Raw genomic sequence first — 21317 nt, 5'->3', positions numbered from 1 at the left:
AGGAGGCGACGCCATGACCCGCAGCACAGCCGACCGGCCCCAGATGCTCGTCGAGGAGTTCGAAGAACTCGCCCGCAACGCGCCCGAGCTTGTGCGGCTGGAGTTCATCAACGGAAAGGTCGTGGTCAAGCCCGTGCCGGACGGTAACCACAATGAGGTCATCGCCTGGCTTCAGCAGGTCTGTATGCAGCACCGACCCGATCTCTGGCTGTACGGAGAACAGGGCCTGAAGGTCGAGGAGTACCGCAACGGACGGGCGAAGGCGGACGGCGTCCTGGCACCCCGTCGGCACTTCGTCGGGACGCCTGAGTGGGCGGATCCGGACGGTGTCCTGATGGCGGTCGAGGTCACTTCGCACGACGGGGACGCTGTTCGGCGGGACCACATCGACAAGCCGGACGGTTACGCCGCCGCGGGCATCCCCGTCTATGTCCTGATCGACAGGCAGGCGGGCAGTGTCATTGTCCACGCGGAGCCCGAAGGCGGTCAGTACCGCTGCATCACGACCCGTCCTCACGGTACAGCCGTCGAACTGCCGGATCCCGTCGGTTTCACCCTGGAGACCGCTGAGCTCAAGGACTTCGCCGACTGACCCGAATCCCCGATTCCCCCGGTTGAGCCGTCCGGGCCCGCCCGGGGAACGAAATCGAAGAAATCCGGGGACGGTGTCGAAGTAGGTGTCTCCCGTTCGACGCACGGGTGAGAGGCAGGGAGAAACCCCGCCTCCGAGGCACCACAGACACGAGGAGTCACCATGCCCCGCTATCTTTCGCTGGTCCAGATCGACGAGAGCACCGCGCCCGCCGAGGGTCCCAGCCCCGAGCTGATGCAGCGGATGGGCGAGCTCATCGAGGAGATCACCAAGGCGGGCGTCATGCTCGAGACCGACGGCCTGGCGCCCACCGCGCAGGGCAAGCGCGTCCACTGGTCGGGTGGGCAGCTGTCCGTCACCGACGGACCCTTCACCGAGTCCAAGGAGGTCGTCGGCGGTTACGCGATCATGCAGTGCAAGGACATGGCCGAGGCCGTGGAGTGGACCAAGCGGTTCCTGAAGGTGCACGAGGAGTTCTGGACGGTCACCTGCGAGGTGCGGGAGATCGCCGGGGGCTGAGCGGTCTTCTCGGCCCGAGCGGTCTGCTTGGTCCGAGGCCGCCGCGGGTGTCTGATGGTGTGCTGTGGAACAGCAGCCCACCCCAGCGCCCGCCGGCGGCGTCGACACGGCCGTCGAGACCATCTTCCGCATCGAGTCCCCCCGCATCATCGCGGGCGTCGCACGGATCGTCCTCGACGTCGGCATCGCCGAGGAACTCGCCCAGGACGCCCTGGTCGCGGCGCTGGAGCAGTGGCCGCGGGACGGAGTGCCGGACAACCCGGGCGCCTGGTTGACGGCCACGGCCAAGCACCGGGCGATCGACCTCGTACGCCGCCGGGAGCGCTACGCCCGCAAGCTGGAGGAGGTCGGACGGGACCTCTCGCTGTCGGCGCCGCACCACATCGACGAACCCGCCGATCCGGACGACATCGACGACGACCTGCTCCGGCTGGTCTTCACCGCCTGTCACCCCGTCCTGTCCGCCGAGGCCCGTATCGCGCTCACCCTGCGGCTCCTCGGCGGTCTGACGACGTCCGAGATCGCCCGCGCCTTCCTCGTCCCGGAGGCCACGGTCGCCCAGCGCATCGTGCGGGCCAAGCGGACACTGGCGACCAAGGGGGTCGCCTTCGAGGTCCCGTACGGCCCCGAACGCGAAGCCCGTCTCGGTTCCGTACTGGAGGTCATCTACCTCGTCTTCAACGAGGGGTACGCGGCCACGGCGGGCGACGACCTGCTCCGTCCGGCGCTGTGCGAGGACGCGCTCCGGCTGGCCAGGGTGCTCGCCGAGCTGATGCCCAAGGAGCCCGAGGTGCACGCGCTCGCCGCCCTGCTGGAGCTCCAGGAGTCCCGGGCGGCCGCGCGCACCGGGCCCGACGGCGAACCCGTCCTCCTCAAGGACCAGAACCGCCGCCGCTGGAACCGCATGCTGATCCGCCGCGGCTTCACCGCGCTGGGCCGCTCCAGCGCCGTCGCCACCGGCAGCCCGGGGCCGTACGCGCTCCAGGCCGCCATCGCCGCCAGCCACGCGCAGGCCTACACGTACGAGGAGACGGACTGGCGGCAGATCGCCACCCTGTACGGCCTGTTGGCGGCCCGCACACCCTCTCCGGTCGTCGAACTGAACCGTGCCGTGGCCGTCTCGATGGCCGACGGGCCGGGCCCCGCCCTGGAGATCGTCGACGCCCTCGTCGGCGAACCCGCCCTGCGCGACTACCACTTGCTGCCCAGCGTCCGGGGGGACCTGCTGACCCGACTCGGCAGGACGGCGGAAGCGCGGGCGGAGTTCGAGCGGGCGGCCTCGCTGGCGCGGAACGAGCGCGAACGCGCGCTGCTGACCGCCCGGGCCCGGGAGTGCGGCTGACTCGCCGCACGGCGGCCCGTGCGGAGCCGTCTCGTAACTCTGTTCCCCCTGGTCACTTCAGGAACTACAGTGATCCGGCTGCCATGACGCGGCTGTGAGCCTCTGGGAGAGGGGCACCGGCCCGGCGAGTGCGCGGCGATTCCGACGTTTCTGATCCATGGGGGGTCACTTTGAGCATGTTCAGGCGCCGCGGTGGCACGGCGCTCGCGACCGCGGCGGCATTCGCCGCGGCCACCTTGGCGACGGCTCCGGGTGCCGTCGCCGACGATGCAGGGCCCTGGCCGGGCACCGAGGGCAAGATCCTCGTGGACGGCCCGCTCCTGATCGATCCCGCCACGGGCAAGGCCACCGAGGTTCCCCAGCAGTCCGGGTGGTACGCCGCCTGGGCGCCGGACGGCAGCCGGCTCGTCACCGCCGCGAGCCAGATCTCGAGCATCAGGCCGAGCGGCTCCTCGAAGATCACTCTGCCCTGGGCGGAAGGGGTGCGATCCAGCGCCGCGTACGAGGACCTGACCTTCTGGTGGGGCGGGCGCTACGTCGTCTTCTCGACCGGCGGCCAGCTCGCCTACGGCCCCTCCGACGGCTCGTGGGCGCCCCGCCCGCTGCTGACGGCCGCCCAGGAGCCGTCCACCGTCTGCGACAGCGACCCGACCGTGAGCCCGACCGGTCTGATGGCGTTCGAGCGGCGCAAGAACTACGGCTGCTACGACAACGACGGCGTCTGGGTCTACGACTCGACGGCGAACACGGTCAAGCGGGTGCTGACCGACGCCGAGCAGCCCGCCTACTCACCGGACGGCACCAAGCTGGCGTTCGTCCGGAACGTCGACGGCGGATTGTCGCAGCTCTTCACGGCGAACGCGGACGGCACGGGCGTCCGGCAGATCACCAGCGACTCCCGCGGTTACGCGAACCCGTCCTGGTCGCCCACCGGCAAGCGGATCATCTTCGACGCCCACACCTCGGGCGACAGCGCCGACGTGCACACCACCGAGTATGTGGACCTGGCCACCGGCGCGCTCACCAAGGTGCCGGCCGACCCGGGCGGCAACTCCGGCTCCAACCCCAGCTGGCAGCCGCTGCGCAAGAACAGCACAGGACGGGTCTGGGGCGCCGACACCTACGCCACCAACACGGCCTCCTCGCGCTGGACCTGGAACACGGTCGGCGAGAGCGTTCCGGGTCTGATGGACGCCAAGGCCGCGGTGCTGATCAACCAGGACTCCGAGGCGTACTCGCTCACCGCGCCCGCGCTGGCCGGCAAGAAGCACGGTCCGGTGCTGATGACCCCGAAGAGCGGGCTGTCCTCCGCGACGAAGGCCGAGCTGAAGCGGGTGCTGAAGCCGGGCGCGAACGTCTATCTCATCGGCGGCACGTCCGTCCTCAGCGGCTCGGTCTCCTCGCAGGTGTCCGCGCTCGGCTTCACGCCGAAGCGGCTGGCGGGAACGTCCCGGTACTCGACCTCGGTCGCGGTGGCGAAGTCCGTGACCAGCGCGCCGAAGTACGTGTTCCTGGCCACCGGCACCGACTACCACTCGGCGCTCGCGGCGGCCGCAGCGGCCGGGGCGGACGGCACGAGCAGCGCGGGCGGTGTCGTCCTCAACGACGGCAACAAGCTGACCGATTCGGTGAAGGCGTACCTCAACAGCCTGAACCCGAAGAACACCATGATCATCACGGTGGGTGCCTCGGCGAAGTACGCGCTGACGCACACCTACTTCTCCAAGTGGCCGTCGACGTACACGTACTACCCGATCACGGCGAGCGGCAACGAGGGCACCTCCGCGGCGGTCGCCAAGTTCTGGTGGAGTGCGCCGAGCCAGGCCGCCCTCGCCTCCACGGACAGCTGGCGTGGCGGCGTGTCGGCGGGTGCGGCGATGAACGTCTTCGGACCCGTCCTGTGGACCTCGCCCGGCACCCTGTCGAGCGAGGCCAAGAGCTATCTGCTGCGGGAGTCCGCGAGCACGCAGTTCGTGGTCGGCTTCGGCGGCAGCGGGTCGATCGCGGCGGGCGCGCTGGACACCGCGGGCGCCTCGATCAGCGCGAGCGGCAGCCAGTTCGTGTACCACCCGTACTACAAGGGCGTGGTGCCCACGAGTGCGCAGCGGAGCACCTTCACGCTCCGCACGAACGGCGGCCAGGCCGCGACGGTCGTGAGGTCGGGCCCGGTCGGCGCCGATCCGAACCTGGCACCCCTCAAGACGGTCCACCACCAGTAGACGGTGTCGCGGGTGCCCCCACCAGCATGGTCGGGGCGCCCGCCACCCGTGTCAGGAACACCGTCGCGGAGCGGGGGCCCTGCGGCTTCACCTTGCGCCGCAGCTCCTCCGGCTCGACGGCCGATCCGCGCTTCTTCACGGTCAGGATGCCGACCTCCCGTTCCCGGAGCAGCGCCTTCAACTTCTTCACGTTGAAGGGGAGTCGGTCGGTGATCTCGTACGCGGAGGCGTACGGGGTCGGGCGCAGCTCGTCGGCCGTGACGTAGGCGATCGTCTCGTCGACCAGCCCGCCGTCCAGTTCCTCGGCGACCTCGGCGACGAGGTGCGCGCGGATGACCGCGCCGTCCGGCTCGTACAGATAGCGTCCGACCGCCCGCACCGCCGGATCGGGCAGCCCGCGCCCGCGCAGCTCGCGCGGGCCCGGCAGCAGGGTGGCGCGCACCAGGCCCGGCTCCGTGCCGAACCACAGAACCGCCTCCTTCACGTCCCCGCCGTCCGAGATCCACTCGGCCTCCGCCCCGGCGGGGACCGCCTCGTGCGGGATGCCGGGGGCGATCTTCAGCGCGGCGACGGGAGCCTTCAGGGCCGCCCCGATCGCCCAGGACAGCGGTGGCGAGTACGCCTCCGGGTCGAAGATCCGGCCCCGGCCGCCCCGGCGCCCCGGGTCCACGAAGACCGCGTCGTACGAAGAGGTGTCCACCTCGGTGACGTCCGTCTCACGCACCTCGATCAGGTCCGTGAGCCCGAGCGCGTCGGCGTTCGCGCGGGCCGCGGCGGCCGTCAGCGGATCACGGTCGACGGCGAGGACGCGGATTCCGGCGCGGGCCAGCGCGATCGCGTCGCCGCCGATGCCGCAGCAGAGATCGGCGACGGACCGGACTCCCAGGGCGCGCAGCCGCTCGGCGCGGTGGACCGCCACGCTTGTCCGGGTGGACTGCTCGACCCCGTTCGGGGTGAAGAACATCCGTCCGGCGTCCTCGGCCCCGAACTTCGCCGCCGCCCGCTGTCGCAGCCGGGCCTGTCCGAGGGCCGCCGAGACCAGTTCGGCGGGGTGGTCGCGGCGCAGCCGGGTGGCGACGGCCAGTTCCTGTGCCGGTTCGGTGGCGCGGACCTCGTCGAGCAGGGCGCGGCCCTCGGCGGTGAGGAGGGAGGCGAAGGAGACGTCGTTCACCCGGCCATTGTGGGCCAGTCGGTGGACGGTGTGCTTCGGGCGGCGGTGTCGGGGCCTTGGCGAGGGCGGTGACCTGGGAGGATCCGGCCCCATGCGACCCGTACGACAAAATGATAAAAACGGCACAAACGGGGCCGGTGCGCGCTGGGGAGTCGGCGTGCTCGCCCTCGCCCTCCTCGTCTCCGGTTGTGCCGAGACCGGCTCCGGCTCCGCCCCCGGTTCCGGTTCCGGCGCCGACGCCGACGCCGCCAAGCCGGCCCACGGTCGGCAGGTCCGGCTCCAGGCGCCCCCGGCCCGCGCCCTCGACGCGTACGCCTCCCGGCTCCGGCTGGCACAGGCCCGGCGTGTCGCCGCCGCCAAGCGCTGGGGACTCGCCGAGGTGCCGCTGACACCCCCGGCGCCGCCCGCCAGGAAGCCGGTCATCGAGGCCCGCAAGGGGTTCGAGGTCGACGACCAGGAGGAGCTGGGGCTGCCGCCGGTCTTCACGACCGTCCCCACCAAGGACAAGGTCGTCTTCCTCACCATCGACGACGGCGAGGAGAAGGACCCCGCCTTCCTGCGGATGATGAGCGACCTGAAGATCCCGTACACCGCCTTCCTCAGCGACTACCTGGTCAAGGACGGCTACGGGTACTTCCGCAAGATGCGCGACCGCGGCATCACCCTCAACAACCACACGCTGCACCACCCCTATCTGCCCGCCCTGTCCTACGCGCGGCAGAAGCGCGAGATCTGCGGCATGCAGGACGTGATGAAGAAGCAGTTCGGCAAGCGCCCGGTCCTCTTCCGCCCGCCGTACGGCAACTACAACCAGGACACCCTGCGCGCCGCCAAGTCCTGCGGCGTCGCGTACGCGCCCATCTGGAACGAGGAAGTCTTCGTCGACCACTGGGAGTACCGCGAGGACGACCAGGACCTGCACCCCGGCGACATCGTCCTCACCCACTTCCGGGGCCGCAAGGACTGGAACGGCACGATGCCCGACATGGTCCGCCGCTTCCTGAAGACGGTCACCCGCAAGGGGTACGCGGTCGCGCGCCTCGAGGACTACCTGTGAGGGTGCGGGCGGCGCTCGCCGGCCTGCTCGCGGCGGTGCTGCTCGGTGGCTGCGCGCAGTCCGTCGACCCCATCGAGCGGCTGGGCAAGAAGGCGGCCCAGCGGGTGCGTCCGCAGGAGGCGGCGTACCGCCGCTGGGGTCTGGCCACCCCGCTCGCCGCGGCCCCGAAGGCGCCCGCCCGGACCACCGCACGCACCGCGGGCCCGGGACTGCCGCCCGTCGTGGACCATGTGCGCACCCACGACAAGGTGGTCTTCCTGACGTACGACGACGGGGTGGAGCGCGATCCCCGGTTCGTCGACATGGTCCGCGAACTGCGGCTGCCGGTCAGCGTGTTCCTCACGGACGGTGTCGTCGGGCCGGGGTACGGGCACTTCGCCCGGCTGCGCGCGGTCGGCGCGAGCGTCCAGAACCACACCCTCGACCACGCCTCCCTGCGCGGCCTGCCCTACGCCGGCCAGCGCGCCGAGATCTGCGGACAGCAGGACAAACTCCGGCAGCGCTTCGGCATCCGGCCCCGGCTGCTGCGGCCCCCCTACGGCAGGTACGACAGCACCACCCTGCGCGCCGCCGCCGACTGCGGGGTCACCGCGATCGTCCTCGGCCGCGCCGCCGACGCGCACCGGCTCCGGCCGGGCGACATCCTCTGCGGCTTCGGCGAACCCGATCTCACGGACGCCACGGTCCGGCTGCTCCGGCGCATCCAGGCGGAGGGCTTCACTCCGGCCCGGCTGGAGAACTACCTCTAGGGGCCGCCCGGTCGCCCCGCTCCGGCACCTTCCGGCCCGCGCCACGCCGACGCCTTTGGCACTCCGCTTGACCGAGTGCTAATCGCAGTCATAGTCTCAGGTCTGGCACTCCCCCCTGGAGAGTGCCAATAGCGACGGGCAGGTCCGGCACCCGCGACGACGGATCGACCTGGTCGCCACCTCAGACAGTTAACCCCGTGAGATCTCCGAAGGGGGAGGTCGGATCGTGACGACCGCCAGCTCCAAGGTTGCCATCAAGCCGCTCGAGGACCGCATTGTGGTCCAGCCGCTCGACGCCGAGCAGACCACGGCCTCTGGCCTGGTCATTCCGGACACTGCGAAGGAGAAGCCCCAGGAGGGCGTCGTCCTGGCCGTGGGTCCGGGCCGTGTCGAGGACGGCAAGCGTGTCGAGCTCGACGTCGCCGTCGGCGACATCGTTCTCTACAGCAAGTACGGCGGCACCGAGGTGAAGTACAACGGCGAGGAATACCTCGTCCTCTCGGCTCGCGACGTGCTCGCGATCATCGAGAAGTAATTCACCCGGTAAGGGCGTCCGGGGGCTTCCCCCGGACAACCCCGCACCAAGCATTGCAGTGAACTGCGCCCCTGGCCCCCGCTACCTTTGATGAACCGGGCGCTGGGGGCGCCGTTCGTTTCTCCCAAGTTTTCCGAGAGGGCTGAACCGCTCCCATGGCGAAGATCCTGAAGTTCGACGAGGACGCCCGTCGCGCCCTTGAGCGCGGCGTCAACAAGCTTGCCGACACGGTGAAGGTGACGATCGGCCCCAAGGGCCGCAACGTCGTCATCGACAAGAAGTTCGGCGCCCCCACCATCACCAACGACGGCGTGACCATCGCCCGTGAGGTCGAGGTCGAGGACCCGTTCGAGAACCTCGGTGCCCAGCTGGTGAAGGAGGTGGCGACCAAGACCAACGACATCGCGGGTGACGGTACGACCACCGCCACCGTGCTCGCCCAGGCGCTCGTGCGCGAGGGCCTGAAGAACGTCGCCGCGGGTGCCTCCCCGGCGCTGCTGAAGAAGGGCATCGACGCGGCCGTCAAGGCGGTCTCCGACGAGCTCCTCGCCACCGCGCGCCCGATCGACGAGAAGTCCGACATCGCGGCCGTCGCCGGTCTGTCCGCCCAGGACCCGCAGGTCGGCGAGCTCATCGCCGAGGCGATGGACAAGGTCGGCAAGGACGGTGTCATCACCGTCGAGGAGTCCAACACCTTCGGTCTGGAGCTGGACTTCACCGAGGGCATGGCCTTCGACAAGGGCTACCTGTCCCCGTACATGGTGTCCGACCAGGAGCGTATGGAGGCCGTCCTCGACGACCCGTACATCCTCATCCACCAGGGCAAGATCAGCTCCATCCAGGACCTGCTGCCGCTGCTGGAGAAGGTCATCCAGTCGAACGCCTCCAAGCCGCTGCTGATCATCGCCGAGGACGTCGAGGGCGAGGCCCTGTCGACCCTGGTCGTGAACAAGATCCGCGGCACGTTCAACGCCGTCGCCGTGAAGGCCCCCGGCTTCGGTGACCGCCGCAAGGCCATGCTCGGCGACATCGCCACCCTCACCGGTGGTCAGGTCATCGCCGAGGAGGTCGGCCTCAAGCTCGACCAGGTCGGCCTGGACGTGCTCGGCAGCGCCCGCCGCGTGACCGTCACCAAGGACGACACCACGATCGTCGACGGTGGCGGCAGCTCCGACGAGGTCGTCGGCCGCGTCAACCAGATCAAGGCCGAGATCGAGAACACCGACTCCGACTGGGACCGCGAGAAGCTCCAGGAGCGCCTCGCGAAGCTGGCCGGCGGCGTGTGCGTGATCAAGGTCGGCGCCGCCACCGAGGTGGAGCTCAAGGAGAAGAAGCACCGTCTGGAGGACGCCATCTCCGCGACCCGCGCCGCGGTCGAGGAGGGCATCGTCTCCGGTGGTGGCTCCGCGCTGGTCCACGCCGTCAAGGTCCTCGAGGGCAACCTCGGCAAGACCGGCGACGAGGCCACGGGTGTCGCGGTCGTCCGCAAGGCCGCCGTCGAGCCGCTGCGCTGGATCGCCGAGAACTCCGGCCTGGAGGGTTACGTCATCACCTCCAAGGTCGCCGAGCTCGACAAGGGCCAGGGCTTCAACGCCGCCACCGGCGAGTACGGCGACCTGGTCAAGGCCGGCGTCATCGACCCGGTCAAGGTCACCCGCTCCGCCCTGGAGAACGCCGCCTCCATCGCCTCCCTGCTCCTCACGACCGAGACCCTGGTCGTCGAGAAGCCGGCCGAGGACGAGAGCGACGCCGGTCACGGCGGCCACGGTCACTCCCACTGACGTACGACGTCATGAAGACGGACACGCCCACCGAGGCGTGACGTCGTGAAGAGGTCCCCGTTCCATCAGGAACGGGGACCTCCCGCGTTTCCGTGAGGCTGTTTCCCCGGGACCGTCCCTCCGGCACACCGAGCGGTCAGCCCTCCAGGGCGTCCAGCGCGCCGATGCGGTCAGCCCGCCAGCGCGTCCAGCGCGTCCAGCCCGGCCATCAGACCCAGCCGGTCGTACTGCCACCAGCCCTCGACGATCTTTCCGTCCTCCCCGCACCGGAAGATGGTCGTGCCGGTCATGGAGGCCTGCTTCCCGGACGCCGGGATCCCCATGAAGTCGCCCGTGTGCGTGCCGTTCCAGGTCCACCGCGTGCAGACGCGGTCCCCCTCCGTGATCTGGTCCTCGATCGTGAACGCGAAGTCGAAGCCGCCGCGCCACATCTCGATCTCGCGCCGCACCGCGTCGAGCCCGATGGTGTCCTGTTCGTTGGCGGGATCGTGGTCGTGATAGCTCTCAGCCATCAGACCGTTGAGCGGCTCCAGCTCACCCGGGCCCGCCAGCATGTCGAAGTACGTGCGGACGTTCGTCGCGTAGAGCTGCTCGTCGCGCACCACGTCCAGGTCCGTGAACGTCGGCATCCCGTCGCAGAGCGCCACCATCTCCTGGAAGATCGTGTCGGTCTCCGGAAGCTTCGAGTTCCGCATCGCGTCTTCGTACGACGGGAACTCCACGATCTCCACGAAGTGGCTCGCGTCGGCACGGTCCTTGCCGATGACGCTGTGCGTCGCGGTCCGTTTCCCCTTGGTCCTCTCGACCCAGGTGTCCATCAGCCGGTTCATCTCGTCGAACCGACTGGTTCTACAGTCAATCAACTGCACGAATGTCATGGCGCCGCCTCCGGCCCCTTGGTCCGGTTGATTCACCCTCAATCCTCCCACCGGAGGGGCGACACCACCCACCGCACGGGACGCGCGAGCGCGCCCCACGCGAACCGCGCGACCTGCGTGATCGCCCTTACTGGGGGCCGTACTTCCGCCCGGTCCTCGACGTGATCCCGCCCAGCAGCGCCCGCGGCGTCACCTTCACCACGCCCATCAGCGCCTTGTAGCGCGGGTCCGGAATGGACAGGGTCCGGCCGCGCGCCAGATCGGCGAGTGCCGCCGCGACCAGCTTGTCGGCGTCGAGCCACATCCAGTTCGGGATGTTGTCCGTGCCCATGCCGGCCCGCTCGTGGAACTCGGTGCGCACGAAACCGGGAGCCAGCGCCATCAGCCGCACCCCGCTGCCCGCGAGGTCCTTCGCCGCGCCCTGGGTGAACTGCACGACCCACGCCTTCGACGCCCCGTACGTGCCCCGCGGCACGAACGCGGCCACCGACGCGACGTTGACGACGCCGCCCCGGCCGCGCTCGCGCATCGCCTCGGTCGCCGCCGACGTCAGCCGGAGCACCGCCTCGCAGTGCACCTTGAGCATCTTCAGCTCGTCCGCCATCGACACGTCCAGATAGCGGCCCTTGTTGCCGAAGCCGGCGTTGTTGACCAGCAGGTCGACCGGGTTCCTGCGGTCGGACAGGCGGGCGGCCACCGCTTCGATACCCTCGTCCGTCGCCAGGTCCGCCGTGAGCACCTCCGCCTCGATGGCGTGCCGGTCGTGCAGCTCGGTCGCCTGCTCCCGCAGCCGCTTCGTGTCCCGCGCCACCAGCACGAGGTTGTGCCCGTCCGCCGCCAGCCGCCGCGCGAAGGCGGCACCGATTCCCGCGGTCGATCCCGTAATCAGAGCCGTTGTCATGGCGCAAGATTAGTGACCGACCCTGCCGCCCGGTGGCCGGTGCCGCCCAACGTCCGACCGGGTTCCACGAGTTCTCCGCACCCCGTTCGGCTTGACCCGCGGCGGACCCTACGCGCCGTACTTCGCCAGGTACTCCCGCGCCGCCGCCCGGGTCTCCGGGTGCAGTGCGTCGCCCGCCGTCAACAGCCTTGGCAGCAGCTCCCGTTCGGTCGTCGAGGCACGGAACTCGACGGCCACGGTGACATCGTGGCCGGGCCGGTGCACGATGTCGATCGGGTCCCCGGAGCGGATCTCGCCGGGCTCGATCACCCGCAGATACGCGCCGGGCGCGCCCCGCCGCGTGAACCGCTTCACCCAGCCCTTCTCGCCGAGGTGCCCCTGGAAGGTGCGGCACGGGATCCGCCCGGAGGTGACCTCCAGGACGACCTCGGAACCGATCCGCCAGCGTTCGCCGATCAGCGCGCCGGACACGTCGAGCCCCCACGTCGTGAGGTTCTCGCCGAACACGCCGTTCGGCAGGGTCCGGCCGAGCTCGCGCTCCCAGTCGTCGAGGTCCTCGCGCGCGACCGCGTACACGGCCTGGTCGTCACCGCCGTGATGACGGAGGTGGCAGATCGCGTCCCCGGCGAGTCCGCTCCCGCCGACCCCCTTGGGTCCCGGTGCCGTCACGCGCAACGGCCCGTCGACCGGTCGCTTGTCGATGCCGGTCATGCCCTCCGGCTGGTCGGTGTACTCGACGGCCCGCGCCCGGCCGACGTTGAGCGACAAAAGCTTCATGGCATCAAGCTAGGCGATACAGCCCAAAGCGTCGATGCGATATTTCTCGCCGCATCCAAGATTCGCTTATGCTCAAGAGGTGATCGAGGCCCGTCATCTCCGTGTCCTGCGCGCCGTCGCCACCACCGGATCCTTCTCGGCGGCGGGCCGCGAGCTGGGCTGCACCCAGCCCGCCGTCAGCCAGCAGATGAAGGCCCTGGAGTCGTCCGTGGGCACCCCCCTGCTCGTCCGGACGGGCCGCGAGATGCGCCTAACCCAGGCAGGCGAGGCGCTGGTCAAGCACGCGGCGAGCATCCTGGCCGGTCTCACGGCCGCCGAGGAGGAGGTCGCCGCGATCGCCGGTCTGCGCGCGGGCCGGGTCCGGCTGGTGTCCTTCCCCAGCGGCAGTTCCACCCTCGTCCCCACGGCTCTCGCCGCGCTGCGCGCCGCTCACCCCGGCACCCGTGTCTCCCTGGAGGAGGCCGAACCGCCCGAGTCCGTCGAGAAGCTCCGGGCCGGCGACTGCGACATCGCGCTCGCGTTCCGCTACGAGGGGGCGCCGGGCGTCGAGGAATGGGACGACCTCGTCGTACGGCCGCTGCTGATGGACCGCCTCGTCGGTCTGGTGCCCGAGGGGCACCGGCTGGCGCGGTCGGAGTCCGTGGCGATCGGCGAGTTCGCCGGGGAGCCGTGGATCGCGGGCTGCCCGCGCTGCCGCGGCCAGCTCGTCGAGGTCTGCCGCGGTGCCGGCTTCGAGCCCCGCATCGACTTCGCCACCGACGACTATCCGGCCGTGGTCGGGCTGGTGGGCGCGGGACTCGGCGTCGCCGTCCTTCCGGAGCTCGCGATCGAGTCGGTACGCCCGAAGGGGGCACGCACCGTGACGGTGGAGCCCGCGGTGCGCCGCGAGATCGTCGCCCTCACCCTCCCGGATCTCGCCGCGGTGCCCGCGGTGGCCGCGACGCTGGACCGGCTGGCGCGGGCGGCGGCCCGCTAGCGGCTTCCCGCCGGGGGCTACCGCGGACGCACGGCTTCTGCCGCGTCGAAAGCGGGGGCACGCGTGCACGCGCCGACGTGCCTCTCCCTGCCGTGCCGGTCCCTGCCGTGTACGCGTCCGCCCGGCGCGCGTTTCGTCCACCCGGTGTACGCGTCCGCCCGGCACGCGTTTCGTCCACGCCGTGTCCGCGTCCGCCCGGCACGCGCCTTCAGAGCAGAAACGTTCCTTCAGTTGTTCGAGGCGGGACTGCTCGCGGTGGTCGATGCCGAGACCAGCCGGTTGCGTGCCCGTCCCATGAGCTCTTCGCGCTCGTCCTCGGTCAGTCCGCCCCACACCCCGTACGGTTCGCGCACCGCCAGCGCGTGTGCCGCGCACTCCGCGCGCACCGGGCATCTCATGCAGACCTCTTTGGCCGAGTTCTCACGAGCGCTCCGTGCCGCACCACGCTCGCCCTCCGGGTGGAAGAAGAGCGAGCTGTCGACCCCGCGGCAGGCCGCGAGGAGCTGCCAGTCCCAGAGGTCCGCGTTCGGACCGGGAAGGCGGGAGAAATCTGCCATTGCGTGTCCCCTTGTTGCCGTTCTGGGCTGCTCTGTGCCCACCGACCGTACATCTACGATCTAAGGAGATGAAAATATGACTCATTGCGAATCTAGCCTCAGACACCAGCAAATGGGAAGAAAACAGGCTAAATGGGGCATCGGTTGTGATGAAACGTTGAGGGTCGGCGCGCATGTCTGCACCGTGTCCGCGCCCTCACGTACAGTGCCGATGACGGCCGACTGCCCCGTAACTCTTTCGAGTGACCATCGTTGAGATGGCTGAGGCGGTTGAAGGAACAAGCGCTCGGGCAGGCGGTCATATCCGTCGGCGAGTATCGACCGCACAGGTGACGATTCGTAACAGCCTGGAGGCTCAAGGTGACGCGCATCAGCTGCGGAGGACGGTCATGACATCCGTCCTCGTCTGCGACGACTCCCCGCTTGCCCGAGAGGCGCTCCGCCGTGCGGTCGCGACCGTGCCCGGTGTCGAGCGTGTGACGACGGCGGCCAACGGCGAGGAAGTCCTCCGCCGCTGGGGTGCCGACCGTTCGGATTTGATTCTGATGGACGTACGCATGCCCGGTTTGGGCGGCGTCGAGACGGTCAGGCGGCTGCTGTCCGCCGACCCCGGTGCGCGCATCATCATGCTCACCGTGGCCGAGGACCTGGACGGGGTGGCACTCGCCGTCGCCGCCGGCGCCCGCGGCTATCTGCACAAGGACGCCTCGCGGGCGGAGCTGCGCGCCACCGTGACCCAGGCGCTCGCCGACCCCACGTGGCGACTCGCGCCGCGCAGACTGCGCTCGGCGGAGATGGGCGCAGCGCCCACCCTCACCGCGCGTGAGATCCAAGTGCTCGAGGGCATGAGCCACGGCCGCTCGAACGCGGAGATCGGCCGTGAGCTGTTTCTCTCGGAGGACACGGTCAAGACCCACGCCCGGCGGCTCTTCAAGAAGCTCGGTGCCTCGGACCGGGCGCACGCGGTCGCGCTCGGATTCCGGTGGGGCCTGGTCCGCTAGGTGAGCCGTCTCGAGGGTATGACGGAAGTAGTCCCTGCCCGCCGGACGGCGGGTGGGGCCGGGCCCTCGGAGAGAGCCTCTTCGGTGTCCGATCCCCGTTTCCCGGCGGATGCCGCATCCTTGAGGTGTGGAGTTCCTTGGGGACAAGTCGGTCGAGCGGAAGGGGAGGGCGCAGGAGATGAGTTCCGGCGCACCTACTCATAACGCTTCGGTGCACAACTATGGACGCGGTGCCACGGACAGGACGACGCCAAGGCACCATGGACCGATGCGTGAAGACGAGACGACGGGGATCGGTGCGCTCGTCCATCGCGCGGTCGACGGCGACGAGCAGGCCACACACGACCTGCTCGCTCACGTACACCCGCTCGCGCTGCGTTACTGCCGCGCCCGTCTTTCCCGGCTTCCGGGCGACGCGCGGCACTTCGTGGAGGACCTGGCGCAAGAAGTCTGCGTCGCGGTGCTCCTCGCGCTGCCGCGCTACAAAGACACCGGGCGCCCCTTCGAGGCGTTCGTCTTCGCGATCGCCGCGCACAAGGTCGCCGACCTCCAGCGTGCCGCGATGCGTCATCCCGGGTCCACGGCCGTTCCCTCCGACGAGATGCCGGAGCGGCCCGACGACTCTCTCGGCCCGGAGGAGCGCGCGCTGCTCAGCAGCGACGCCGAATGGGCCAAGAAACTCATGGCCAATCTCCCCGAGAATCAGCGCGAGCTGCTTCTTCTGCGCATCGCGGTGGGCCTCACGGCCGAGGAGACGGGCCAGATGTTGGGAATGTCACCGGGCGCCGTCCGGGTGGCGCAGCACCGGGCGCTGAGTCGGCTGCGGGCGCTGGCGGAGCAGTAGGGATCTCGGCCGGTCGCGGTGACGCGCGGCCGGTGCGCCGTGTCCCCGCCGCGCCGATCGGGTCCCGTCCGGAACGGTGTTCTCCGGTGGTGCCGACGGTCTCCTCCAGTGGTGCCCACCGTCACCCAGCCGGGTGGCGCGGGCCTCCTTTCCATGACGGCGGATCCCCCTTTTTCCCCGCGAACGGCGGGGGAAGGGCGGGTACCCCGATGACGTCGCCGCTGGTCCCGGCCAGGGCACACGGCGGGTTCCCCTCCACCACGGGGGCGGGGGCCGGTCCGGCGAAGACATGACCGGGCGCGGTGGCCCCGGCGCGGCCCCGACGCCCTCTCCGGGCACGGGTCTGAACGGTGACGACATCGATCCCGTACGAACATACGAAGCCGAAGCCCACCCTCAACCGTGGAATGAGAGAGCCATGCTTCCCGTTAGCATGGACATCCGCACCGATCAAGGCCATTTGGGGAAGGTGTCATGACTGCCAACGTCGACGGAGTGCCCGCCAAATTCGCGACACTCGGGCTGACCTACGACGACGTGCTGCTGCTGCCGGGCTCGTCGGACATGGCGCCCGACCAGATCGACACCGCCTCGCACATCTCGAAGAACGTCCGGGTCAACATCCCGCTGCTGTCCGCCGCCATGGACAAGGTCACCGAGTCGCGCATGGCGATCGCGATGGCCCGCCAGGGCGGCGTCGGTGTTCTGCACCGCAACCTGTCCATCGAGGACCAGGCCAACCAGGTCGACCTGGTGAAGCGCTCCGAGTCCGGCATGGTGACCGACCCGATCACCGTGCACCCGGACGCCACGCTCGGCGAGGCCGACGCGATCTGCGCCAAGTTCCGCATCTCCGGTGTGCCGGTCACCGACGGCGGCGGCAAGCTGCTCGGCATCGTCACCAACCGTGACATGGCCTTCGAGACCGACCGCTCGCGCCAGGTGCGCGAGGTCATGACGCCGATGCCGCTCGTCACCGGCAAGGTCGGCATCTCGGGCAACGACGCGATGCAGCTGCTGCGCCGCCACAAGATCGAGAAGCTTCCGCTGGTCGACGACGCGGGCGTCCTCAAGGGCCTCATCACCGTCAAGGACTTCGTCAAGGCGGAGAAGTACCCGAACGCGGCCAAGGACGGCGAGGGCCGTCTGCTGGTCGGCGCGGCCGTCGGTGTCGCGGGCGACGCGTTCGAGCGCGCCCAGGCCCTGATCGAGGCGGGCGTCGACTTCATCGTCGTCGACACCGCGCACGGCCACTCCCGCCTGGTCGGCGACATGGTCGCCAAGATCAAGTCGAACTCCGGCGGCGTGGACGTCATCGGCGGCAACATCGCCACCCGTGACGGCGCGCAGGCGCTCATCGACGCGGGCGTCGACGGCATCAAGGTCGGCGTGGGCCCCGGCTCCATCTGTACGACCCGCGTGGTCGCCGGCATCGGCGTTCCGCAGGTCACGGCCATCTACGAAGCGTCGCTCGCCGCGAAGGCGGCCGGTGTCCCGGTCATCGGCGACGGTGGCCTCCAGTACTCCGGTGACATCGCCAAGGCCCTGGTCGCGGGTGCCGACACCGTGATGCTCGGTTCGCTGCTCGCCGGCTGCGAGGAGTCCCCGGGTGAGCTGATGTTCATCAACGGCAAGCAGTTCAAGTCGTACCGCGGCATGGGCTCCCTGGGTGCCATGCAGTCCCGTGGCGAGCAGCGCTCCTTCTCCAAGGACCGCTACTTCCAGGAGGGTGTGGCCTCCGACGAGAAGCTCGTCCCCGAGGGCATCGAGGGCCAGGTGCCCTATCGCGGTCCGCTCTCCGCGGTCGTCCACCAGCTGGTCGGCGGTCTGCGCCAGTCGATGTTCTACGTCGGCGGTCGCACCGTGCCGGAGCTCCAGGACCGCGGCCGGTTCGTCCGGATCACCTCGGCGGGTCTCAAGGAGAGCCACCCGCACGACATCCAGATGACGGTCGAGGCGCCGAACTACAGCCGCAACAAGTAGTCACCCCGTACACATGAACGGGCTCCCGCAGGTGCGTGGAGCCCCCGACAAGGGCGGTCCCGGAGGTTCCGGGGCCGCTCTTGCCGTAGGCGTCGGGGATACTGGGAGGCGCAGAAGCGAAGACGGAAAGGCCACAACGTGACTGAGATCGAGATCGGGCGCGGCAAGCGCGGCCGCCGGGCGTACGCCTTCGACGACATCGCCGTCGTCCCGAGCCGCCGTACGCGGGACCCGAAGGAGGTCTCGATCGCCTGGCAGATCGACGCGTACCGCTTCGAGCTGCCCTTCCTGGCCGCCCCGATGGACTCGGTCGTCTCCCCGGCCACCGCGATCCGTATCGGCGAGCTGGGCGGCCTGGGCGTCCTGAACCTGGAAGGCCTCTGGACGCGGTACGACGACCCGCGGCCGCTGCTGGACGAGATCGCCGGGCTGGACTCGGAGACCGCGACCCGCCGCCTCCAGGAGATCTACGCGGCTCCCATCAAGGAGGAGCTGATCGGGCAGCGCATCAAGGAGGTGCGCGACGCCGGGGTCGTCACCGCCGCCGCACTGTCCCCGCAGCGCACGGCGCAGTTCTCCAAGGCCGTCGTCGACGCGGGCGTGGACATCTTCGTCATCCGCGGCACGACGGTGTCGGCCGAGCACGTCTCCGGTGCCGCCGAACCGCTGAACCTGAAGCAGTTCATCTACGAGCTCGACGTCCCGGTGATCGTCGGCGGCTGCGCCACGTACACCGCGGCGCTGCACCTGATGCGCACCGGCGCGGCCGGTGTCCTCGTCGGTTTCGGCGGCGGCGCCGCGCACACCACGCGCAATGTGCTGGGCATCCAGGTCCCGATGGCCACCGCCGTCGCGGACGTCGCCGCGGCCCGCCGCGACTACATGGACGAGTCCGGCGGCCGGTACGTGCACGTCATCGCCGACGGCGGTGTCGGCTGGTCCGGCGACCTCCCCAAGGCGATCGCCTGCGGCGCGGACTCCGTGATGATGGGCTCCCCGCTCGCGCGCGCCACCGACGCGCCCGGCCGTGGCCACCACTGGGGCATGGAGGCGGTGAACGAGGAGCTGCCGCGCGGCAAGAAGGTCGACCTCGGCACCGTCGGCACCATCGAGGAGATCCTCGCCGGTCCGTCGCACATCCCGGACGGCTCGATGAACATCTTCGGTGCCCTCCGCCGCGCCATGGCCACCACGGGCTACAGCGAGCTCAAGGAGTTCCAGCGCGTCGAGGTGACGGTCGCGGACTCCCAGCACAAGCGTTAGCGCGTACGCCGGTACGTCCGCGTACCGGCCTGTACGTGTGTACAGGTGAAGGGCCCGTCCACCCAGTGGTGGACGGGCCCTTCATCCGTGAGGCCGTCCCGTCAGCCGCCTGTCAGCAGCCCGGCGGCACCCGCGAGGACCGGAGCGACGCGGGCGGCACCCCTGGCCGTCGTGTCAGAGCCCGGCCTTGCGGGTGCTCTGGAAGGCCACGTACGCCGCGACCGCGAAGAAGACGAAGGTCAGCGGGTCGGCCTGGGACTTCCAAGCTTCCTGGACCACGTCGAAGTGGTCGAAGAAGACCTCGCTGAAGCCGACGCCGTACTCCTTCGCGCCGATCATGGCCTCGCCGACCAGCTGGCCGAGATAGATCGCGGCGACGGACACGATCACGCTGGCGACCGGCAGGGTCTGGCTGCGGCCGCCGACGCGGCCCGCGGCGATGCCGACCAGGAAGCCGACACCGACGGCGGCATAGCCGATCTCGTGCTTGGTGAGGCCGATGATCAGGCCGTACAGGATCGCGGAGACCAGGCCGGCGGCGACGGCGGCGGCGAGACCGAGCGCCGCGTTGCCGCGCGCGGGGGCGGCCGGGGCGACGGGCGCGACCGGGAAGCCCGGCTGGGGCGCGCCCTGCGGGACACCCTGCTGCGGGAATCCCTGCTGCGGGACGGGCGGCTGATCGGCTGGCGCGCCCGCGTACGGGTTGTTGTCGACCGGTGGACCGGACGGCGGCGTCGACTGACTCATGTGGTTCCCCCCAGGGATGTGGGCGCAGCTGTGGTGTGCGCATGGGACGCGGGCACACACCTGCCGGCGCCCGGGACATGGGCGCATGTGTGTGCGAGAGCTGCCGCACATTAGCAGGCGGGAGTGACAACCCGTGGGGGGATTTTTCAGGGGTCAGAGCCGGTGGGCCGCGCCGGTCGGGGTCGCTCCCCTTGTGTCCAGGAGGAGTTGGGCCTTCACGGACAGTCCTTGCAGGTCGTACGTGCGGTGCTGCTGGAGCAGGATCGTCAGGTCGGCGTGGGCCGCGGCCTCGTAGAGGGAGTCCGCGCGCGGCACGGGCCGCCCGAGGACGCTCCAGGCGGGGACGTGCGGGTCGTGATAGCTGACGGACGCGCCGAGTTCCATCAGGCGTACGGCGATCTCGTGGGCGGGAGCGCCCTGTTGATCGGCGATGTCCGCCTTGTAGGTGACGCCGAGGAGGAGCACGCGCGCGGCACGGGCGGACTTCCCGTGCTCGTTGAGGAGCGTGGCGGCGCGCTGGATGACGTACTGGGGCATGTGGTGGTTGACCTGCTGGGCGAGTTCGACCATCCGGAGCGGGCGCCCCGACGCGCCGAGGCCCTGGGCGATCCCGTGCCCGCCCACTCCCGGTCCGGGCCGGAACGCCTGGAAGCCGAACGGCTTGGTCTCCGCGCAGCGGATGACGTCCCACAGGTCCACGCCCAGGTCGTCGCAGAGCACGGCCATCTCGTTGACGAGCGCGATGTTCACGTGCCGGAAGTTGGTCTCCAGGACCTGCACGGTCTCCGCCTCGCGCGGCCCGCGCGCGCGTACGACCTTGTCGGTGAGCCGCCCGTAGAAGGCGGCGGCCGACTCGGTGCACGCCGGGGTGAGGCCGCCGATGACCTTCGGTGTGTTCGCGGGGGTGAAGTCGCGGTTGCCGGGATCGACCCGGCTGGGGGAGTAGGCGAGGTGGAAATCGCGCCCCGCGCGCAGTCCGGAGCCCGCTTCTAGGAGCGGGCGGAGGAATTCCTCGGTGGTGCCGGGATGTACGGCCGATTCCAGGATCACGGTGGTGTGCGGGCGCAGCTGTGCGGCCAGCGTGCGGGCCGCCGCCTCCACCTGGCCGAGGTCCAGGGTGCCGTCCGCGCCCCGCGGGGTCGGGGCGCAGATGACGGCGGTGCGTACGCGGCCCAGCTCGGCCGGGTCGGTGGCCGGCCGGAAGCCCCCCGAGAGCATCCGGCGCAGTTCTGCGGGGGTGAGGGAGCCGCCCTCCGGCCCTGTTTTGTAGCCGAGGGTGGAGATGCCGGCGGCGACGGCGGCCTGGGCCAGGGGCAGGCCGAGATGACCGAGTCCGATGACGGCGAGGTCTGCGGGCATGGAGTGGGCCGTCCTTCCCAGTAACCGATGCGGGACAGGTGCGCAAGCCCTGTGGACAGGATGGGC

The 21317-nt window shown here is 70.3% G+C and carries 20 protein-coding genes; 13 read left to right on the top strand and 7 right to left on the bottom strand.

The genetic code is table 11. The annotated features are described in order from the left end of the window. Window positions 1-13: 13 nt before the first annotated feature. From ACFWBT_RS08220 to ACFWBT_RS08205, 4 genes are all read left to right on the top strand, one after another. The gene (locus ACFWBT_RS08220) at window positions 14-592 is read left to right on the top strand and encodes a Uma2 family endonuclease (protein ID WP_385697293.1); all 579 of its coding nucleotides are present in this window, start codon (window positions 14-16) and stop codon (window positions 590-592) included. Window positions 593-754: 162 nt separating this feature from the next. Then, entirely contained in the window at window positions 755-1111 is a 357-nt protein-coding gene (locus tag ACFWBT_RS08215; RefSeq protein WP_385697292.1) for a YciI family protein, read from the top strand. Between the two features lie 64 nt (window positions 1112-1175). Next, entirely contained in the window at window positions 1176-2453 is a 1278-nt protein-coding gene (locus ACFWBT_RS08210) for an RNA polymerase sigma factor (RefSeq protein ID WP_385697290.1), read from the top strand. Between the two features lie 176 nt (window positions 2454-2629). Continuing rightward, complete coding sequence (locus ACFWBT_RS08205) at window positions 2630-4672, top strand: cell wall-binding repeat-containing protein (RefSeq protein WP_385697288.1); 2043 nt, start codon at window positions 2630-2632, stop codon at window positions 4670-4672. Here ACFWBT_RS08205 and ACFWBT_RS08200 read toward each other — a convergent pair. Further along, complete coding sequence (locus ACFWBT_RS08200; RefSeq protein ID WP_385697286.1) at window positions 4650-5843, bottom strand: methyltransferase domain-containing protein; 1194 nt, start codon at window positions 5841-5843, stop codon at window positions 4650-4652. The genes ACFWBT_RS08205 and ACFWBT_RS08200 overlap by 23 nt on opposite strands. 91 nt (window positions 5844-5934) lie before the next feature. On the opposite strand from ACFWBT_RS08200, the gene ACFWBT_RS08195 reads away from it, so the two are divergent. The 4 genes from ACFWBT_RS08195 to groL all read left to right on the top strand — a co-directional run bounded on the left by ACFWBT_RS08195 (window position 5935) and on the right by groL (window position 9965). Further along, window positions 5935-6900, top strand: coding sequence for a polysaccharide deacetylase family protein (locus tag ACFWBT_RS08195; RefSeq protein WP_385697285.1), 966 nt, complete (start codon window positions 5935-5937; stop codon window positions 6898-6900). Next, window positions 6897-7649 (top strand): polysaccharide deacetylase family protein, encoded by a 753-nt coding sequence (locus ACFWBT_RS08190; RefSeq protein WP_385697283.1) that lies wholly within the window; start codon window positions 6897-6899, stop codon window positions 7647-7649. The genes ACFWBT_RS08195 and ACFWBT_RS08190 overlap by 4 nt, the downstream gene beginning before the upstream one ends. Before the next feature lie 226 nt (window positions 7650-7875). Beyond that, the gene (gene groES, locus ACFWBT_RS08185; protein WP_385697282.1) at window positions 7876-8184 is read left to right on the top strand and encodes a co-chaperone GroES; all 309 of its coding nucleotides are present in this window, start codon (window positions 7876-7878) and stop codon (window positions 8182-8184) included. Window positions 8185-8339: 155 nt separating this feature from the next. Continuing rightward, window positions 8340-9965, top strand: coding sequence for a chaperonin GroEL (groL, locus tag ACFWBT_RS08180; RefSeq protein ID WP_385697280.1), 1626 nt, complete (start codon window positions 8340-8342; stop codon window positions 9963-9965). 170 nt (window positions 9966-10135) lie between these two features. On the opposite strand, the gene ACFWBT_RS08175 is transcribed toward groL, so the two are convergent. From ACFWBT_RS08175 to ACFWBT_RS08165, 3 genes are all read right to left on the bottom strand, one after another. Continuing rightward, the gene (locus ACFWBT_RS08175) at window positions 10136-10843 is read right to left on the bottom strand and encodes an ester cyclase (protein WP_385697278.1); all 708 of its coding nucleotides are present in this window, start codon (window positions 10841-10843) and stop codon (window positions 10136-10138) included. Window positions 10844-10970: 127 nt separating this feature from the next. Continuing rightward, complete coding sequence (locus tag ACFWBT_RS08170) at window positions 10971-11744, bottom strand: SDR family NAD(P)-dependent oxidoreductase (protein WP_385697276.1); 774 nt, start codon at window positions 11742-11744, stop codon at window positions 10971-10973. A gap of 108 nt (window positions 11745-11852) precedes the next feature. After that, window positions 11853-12521, bottom strand: coding sequence for an MOSC domain-containing protein (locus tag ACFWBT_RS08165; protein ID WP_385697274.1), 669 nt, complete (start codon window positions 12519-12521; stop codon window positions 11853-11855). Between the two features lie 79 nt (window positions 12522-12600). On the opposite strand from ACFWBT_RS08165, the gene ACFWBT_RS08160 reads away from it, so the two are divergent. After that, entirely contained in the window at window positions 12601-13497 is an 897-nt protein-coding gene (locus ACFWBT_RS08160; protein ID WP_385697273.1) for a LysR family transcriptional regulator, read from the top strand. A gap of 227 nt (window positions 13498-13724) precedes the next feature. Here ACFWBT_RS08160 and ACFWBT_RS08155 read toward each other — a convergent pair whose 3' ends face one another. Then, window positions 13725-14054 carry a WhiB family transcriptional regulator gene (locus tag ACFWBT_RS08155; protein ID WP_356468855.1) on the bottom strand — a complete coding sequence of 110 codons (330 nt, stop codon included), beginning with the start codon at window positions 14052-14054 and terminating at the stop codon, window positions 13725-13727. 389 nt (window positions 14055-14443) lie between these two features. Between ACFWBT_RS08155 and ACFWBT_RS08150 the strand changes: the two genes are divergently transcribed. From ACFWBT_RS08150 to ACFWBT_RS08135, 4 genes are all read left to right on the top strand, one after another. Next, window positions 14444-15055 carry a response regulator transcription factor gene (locus tag ACFWBT_RS08150; RefSeq protein WP_003948568.1) on the top strand — a complete coding sequence of 204 codons (612 nt, stop codon included), beginning with the start codon at window positions 14444-14446 and terminating at the stop codon, window positions 15053-15055. 268 nt (window positions 15056-15323) lie between these two features. Continuing rightward, entirely contained in the window at window positions 15324-15899 is a 576-nt protein-coding gene (locus ACFWBT_RS08145; protein WP_315903658.1) for a sigma-70 family RNA polymerase sigma factor, read from the top strand. Between the two features lie 474 nt (window positions 15900-16373). Further along, entirely contained in the window at window positions 16374-17882 is a 1509-nt protein-coding gene (gene guaB, locus ACFWBT_RS08140; protein ID WP_385697271.1) for an IMP dehydrogenase, read from the top strand. 138 nt (window positions 17883-18020) lie between these two features. Further along, the gene (locus ACFWBT_RS08135; RefSeq protein ID WP_385697270.1) at window positions 18021-19145 is read left to right on the top strand and encodes a GuaB3 family IMP dehydrogenase-related protein; all 1125 of its coding nucleotides are present in this window, start codon (window positions 18021-18023) and stop codon (window positions 19143-19145) included. A 174-nt stretch (window positions 19146-19319) separates the two neighbouring features. Here the strand turns inward: ACFWBT_RS08135 and ACFWBT_RS08130 are convergent, their stop codons facing one another. Both ACFWBT_RS08130 and ACFWBT_RS08125 read right to left on the bottom strand, forming a co-directional pair. Continuing rightward, window positions 19320-19892: a hypothetical protein gene (locus ACFWBT_RS08130; RefSeq protein ID WP_385697268.1), complete on the bottom strand. Its 573-nt coding sequence runs from the start codon at window positions 19890-19892 to the stop codon at window positions 19320-19322. A 153-nt stretch (window positions 19893-20045) separates the two neighbouring features. Next, the gene (locus ACFWBT_RS08125) at window positions 20046-21251 is read right to left on the bottom strand and encodes a nucleotide sugar dehydrogenase (protein WP_385697267.1); all 1206 of its coding nucleotides are present in this window, start codon (window positions 21249-21251) and stop codon (window positions 20046-20048) included. Window positions 21252-21317 lie beyond the last annotated feature (66 nt).

The sequence above is a fragment of the Streptomyces sp. NPDC060027 genome, assembly GCF_042737005.1.
Classification (GTDB): Bacteria; Actinomycetota; Actinomycetes; order Streptomycetales; family Streptomycetaceae; genus Streptomyces.
This window is presented reverse-complemented; position numbering and strand designations above follow the sequence as displayed.

Coding starts and splice junctions, on each gene's coding strand:
- ACFWBT_RS08125 (WP_385697267.1), bottom strand. CDS start 21,251: ATGCCCGCAGACCTCGCCGTCATCGGACTCGGTCATCTCGGCCTGCCC.
- ACFWBT_RS08175 (WP_385697278.1), bottom strand. CDS start 10,843: ATGACATTCGTGCAGTTGATTGACTGTAGAACCAGTCGGTTCGACGAG.
- ACFWBT_RS08130 (WP_385697268.1), bottom strand. CDS start 19,892: ATGAGTCAGTCGACGCCGCCGTCCGGTCCACCGGTCGACAACAACCCG.
- ACFWBT_RS08220 (WP_385697293.1), top strand. CDS start 14: ATGACCCGCAGCACAGCCGACCGGCCCCAGATGCTCGTCGAGGAGTTC.
- ACFWBT_RS08145 (WP_315903658.1), top strand. CDS start 15,324: ATGCGTGAAGACGAGACGACGGGGATCGGTGCGCTCGTCCATCGCGCG.
- ACFWBT_RS08170 (WP_385697276.1), bottom strand. CDS start 11,744: ATGACAACGGCTCTGATTACGGGATCGACCGCGGGAATCGGTGCCGCC.
- guaB (WP_385697271.1), top strand. CDS start 16,374: ATGACTGCCAACGTCGACGGAGTGCCCGCCAAATTCGCGACACTCGGG.
- ACFWBT_RS08150 (WP_003948568.1), top strand. CDS start 14,444: ATGACATCCGTCCTCGTCTGCGACGACTCCCCGCTTGCCCGAGAGGCG.
- ACFWBT_RS08165 (WP_385697274.1), bottom strand. CDS start 12,521: ATGAAGCTTTTGTCGCTCAACGTCGGCCGGGCGCGGGCCGTCGAGTAC.
- ACFWBT_RS08155 (WP_356468855.1), bottom strand. CDS start 14,054: ATGGCAGATTTCTCCCGCCTTCCCGGTCCGAACGCGGACCTCTGGGAC.
- groL (WP_385697280.1), top strand. CDS start 8,340: ATGGCGAAGATCCTGAAGTTCGACGAGGACGCCCGTCGCGCCCTTGAG.
- ACFWBT_RS08195 (WP_385697285.1), top strand. CDS start 5,935: ATGCGACCCGTACGACAAAATGATAAAAACGGCACAAACGGGGCCGGT.
- ACFWBT_RS08205 (WP_385697288.1), top strand. CDS start 2,630: ATGTTCAGGCGCCGCGGTGGCACGGCGCTCGCGACCGCGGCGGCATTC.
- ACFWBT_RS08215 (WP_385697292.1), top strand. CDS start 755: ATGCCCCGCTATCTTTCGCTGGTCCAGATCGACGAGAGCACCGCGCCC.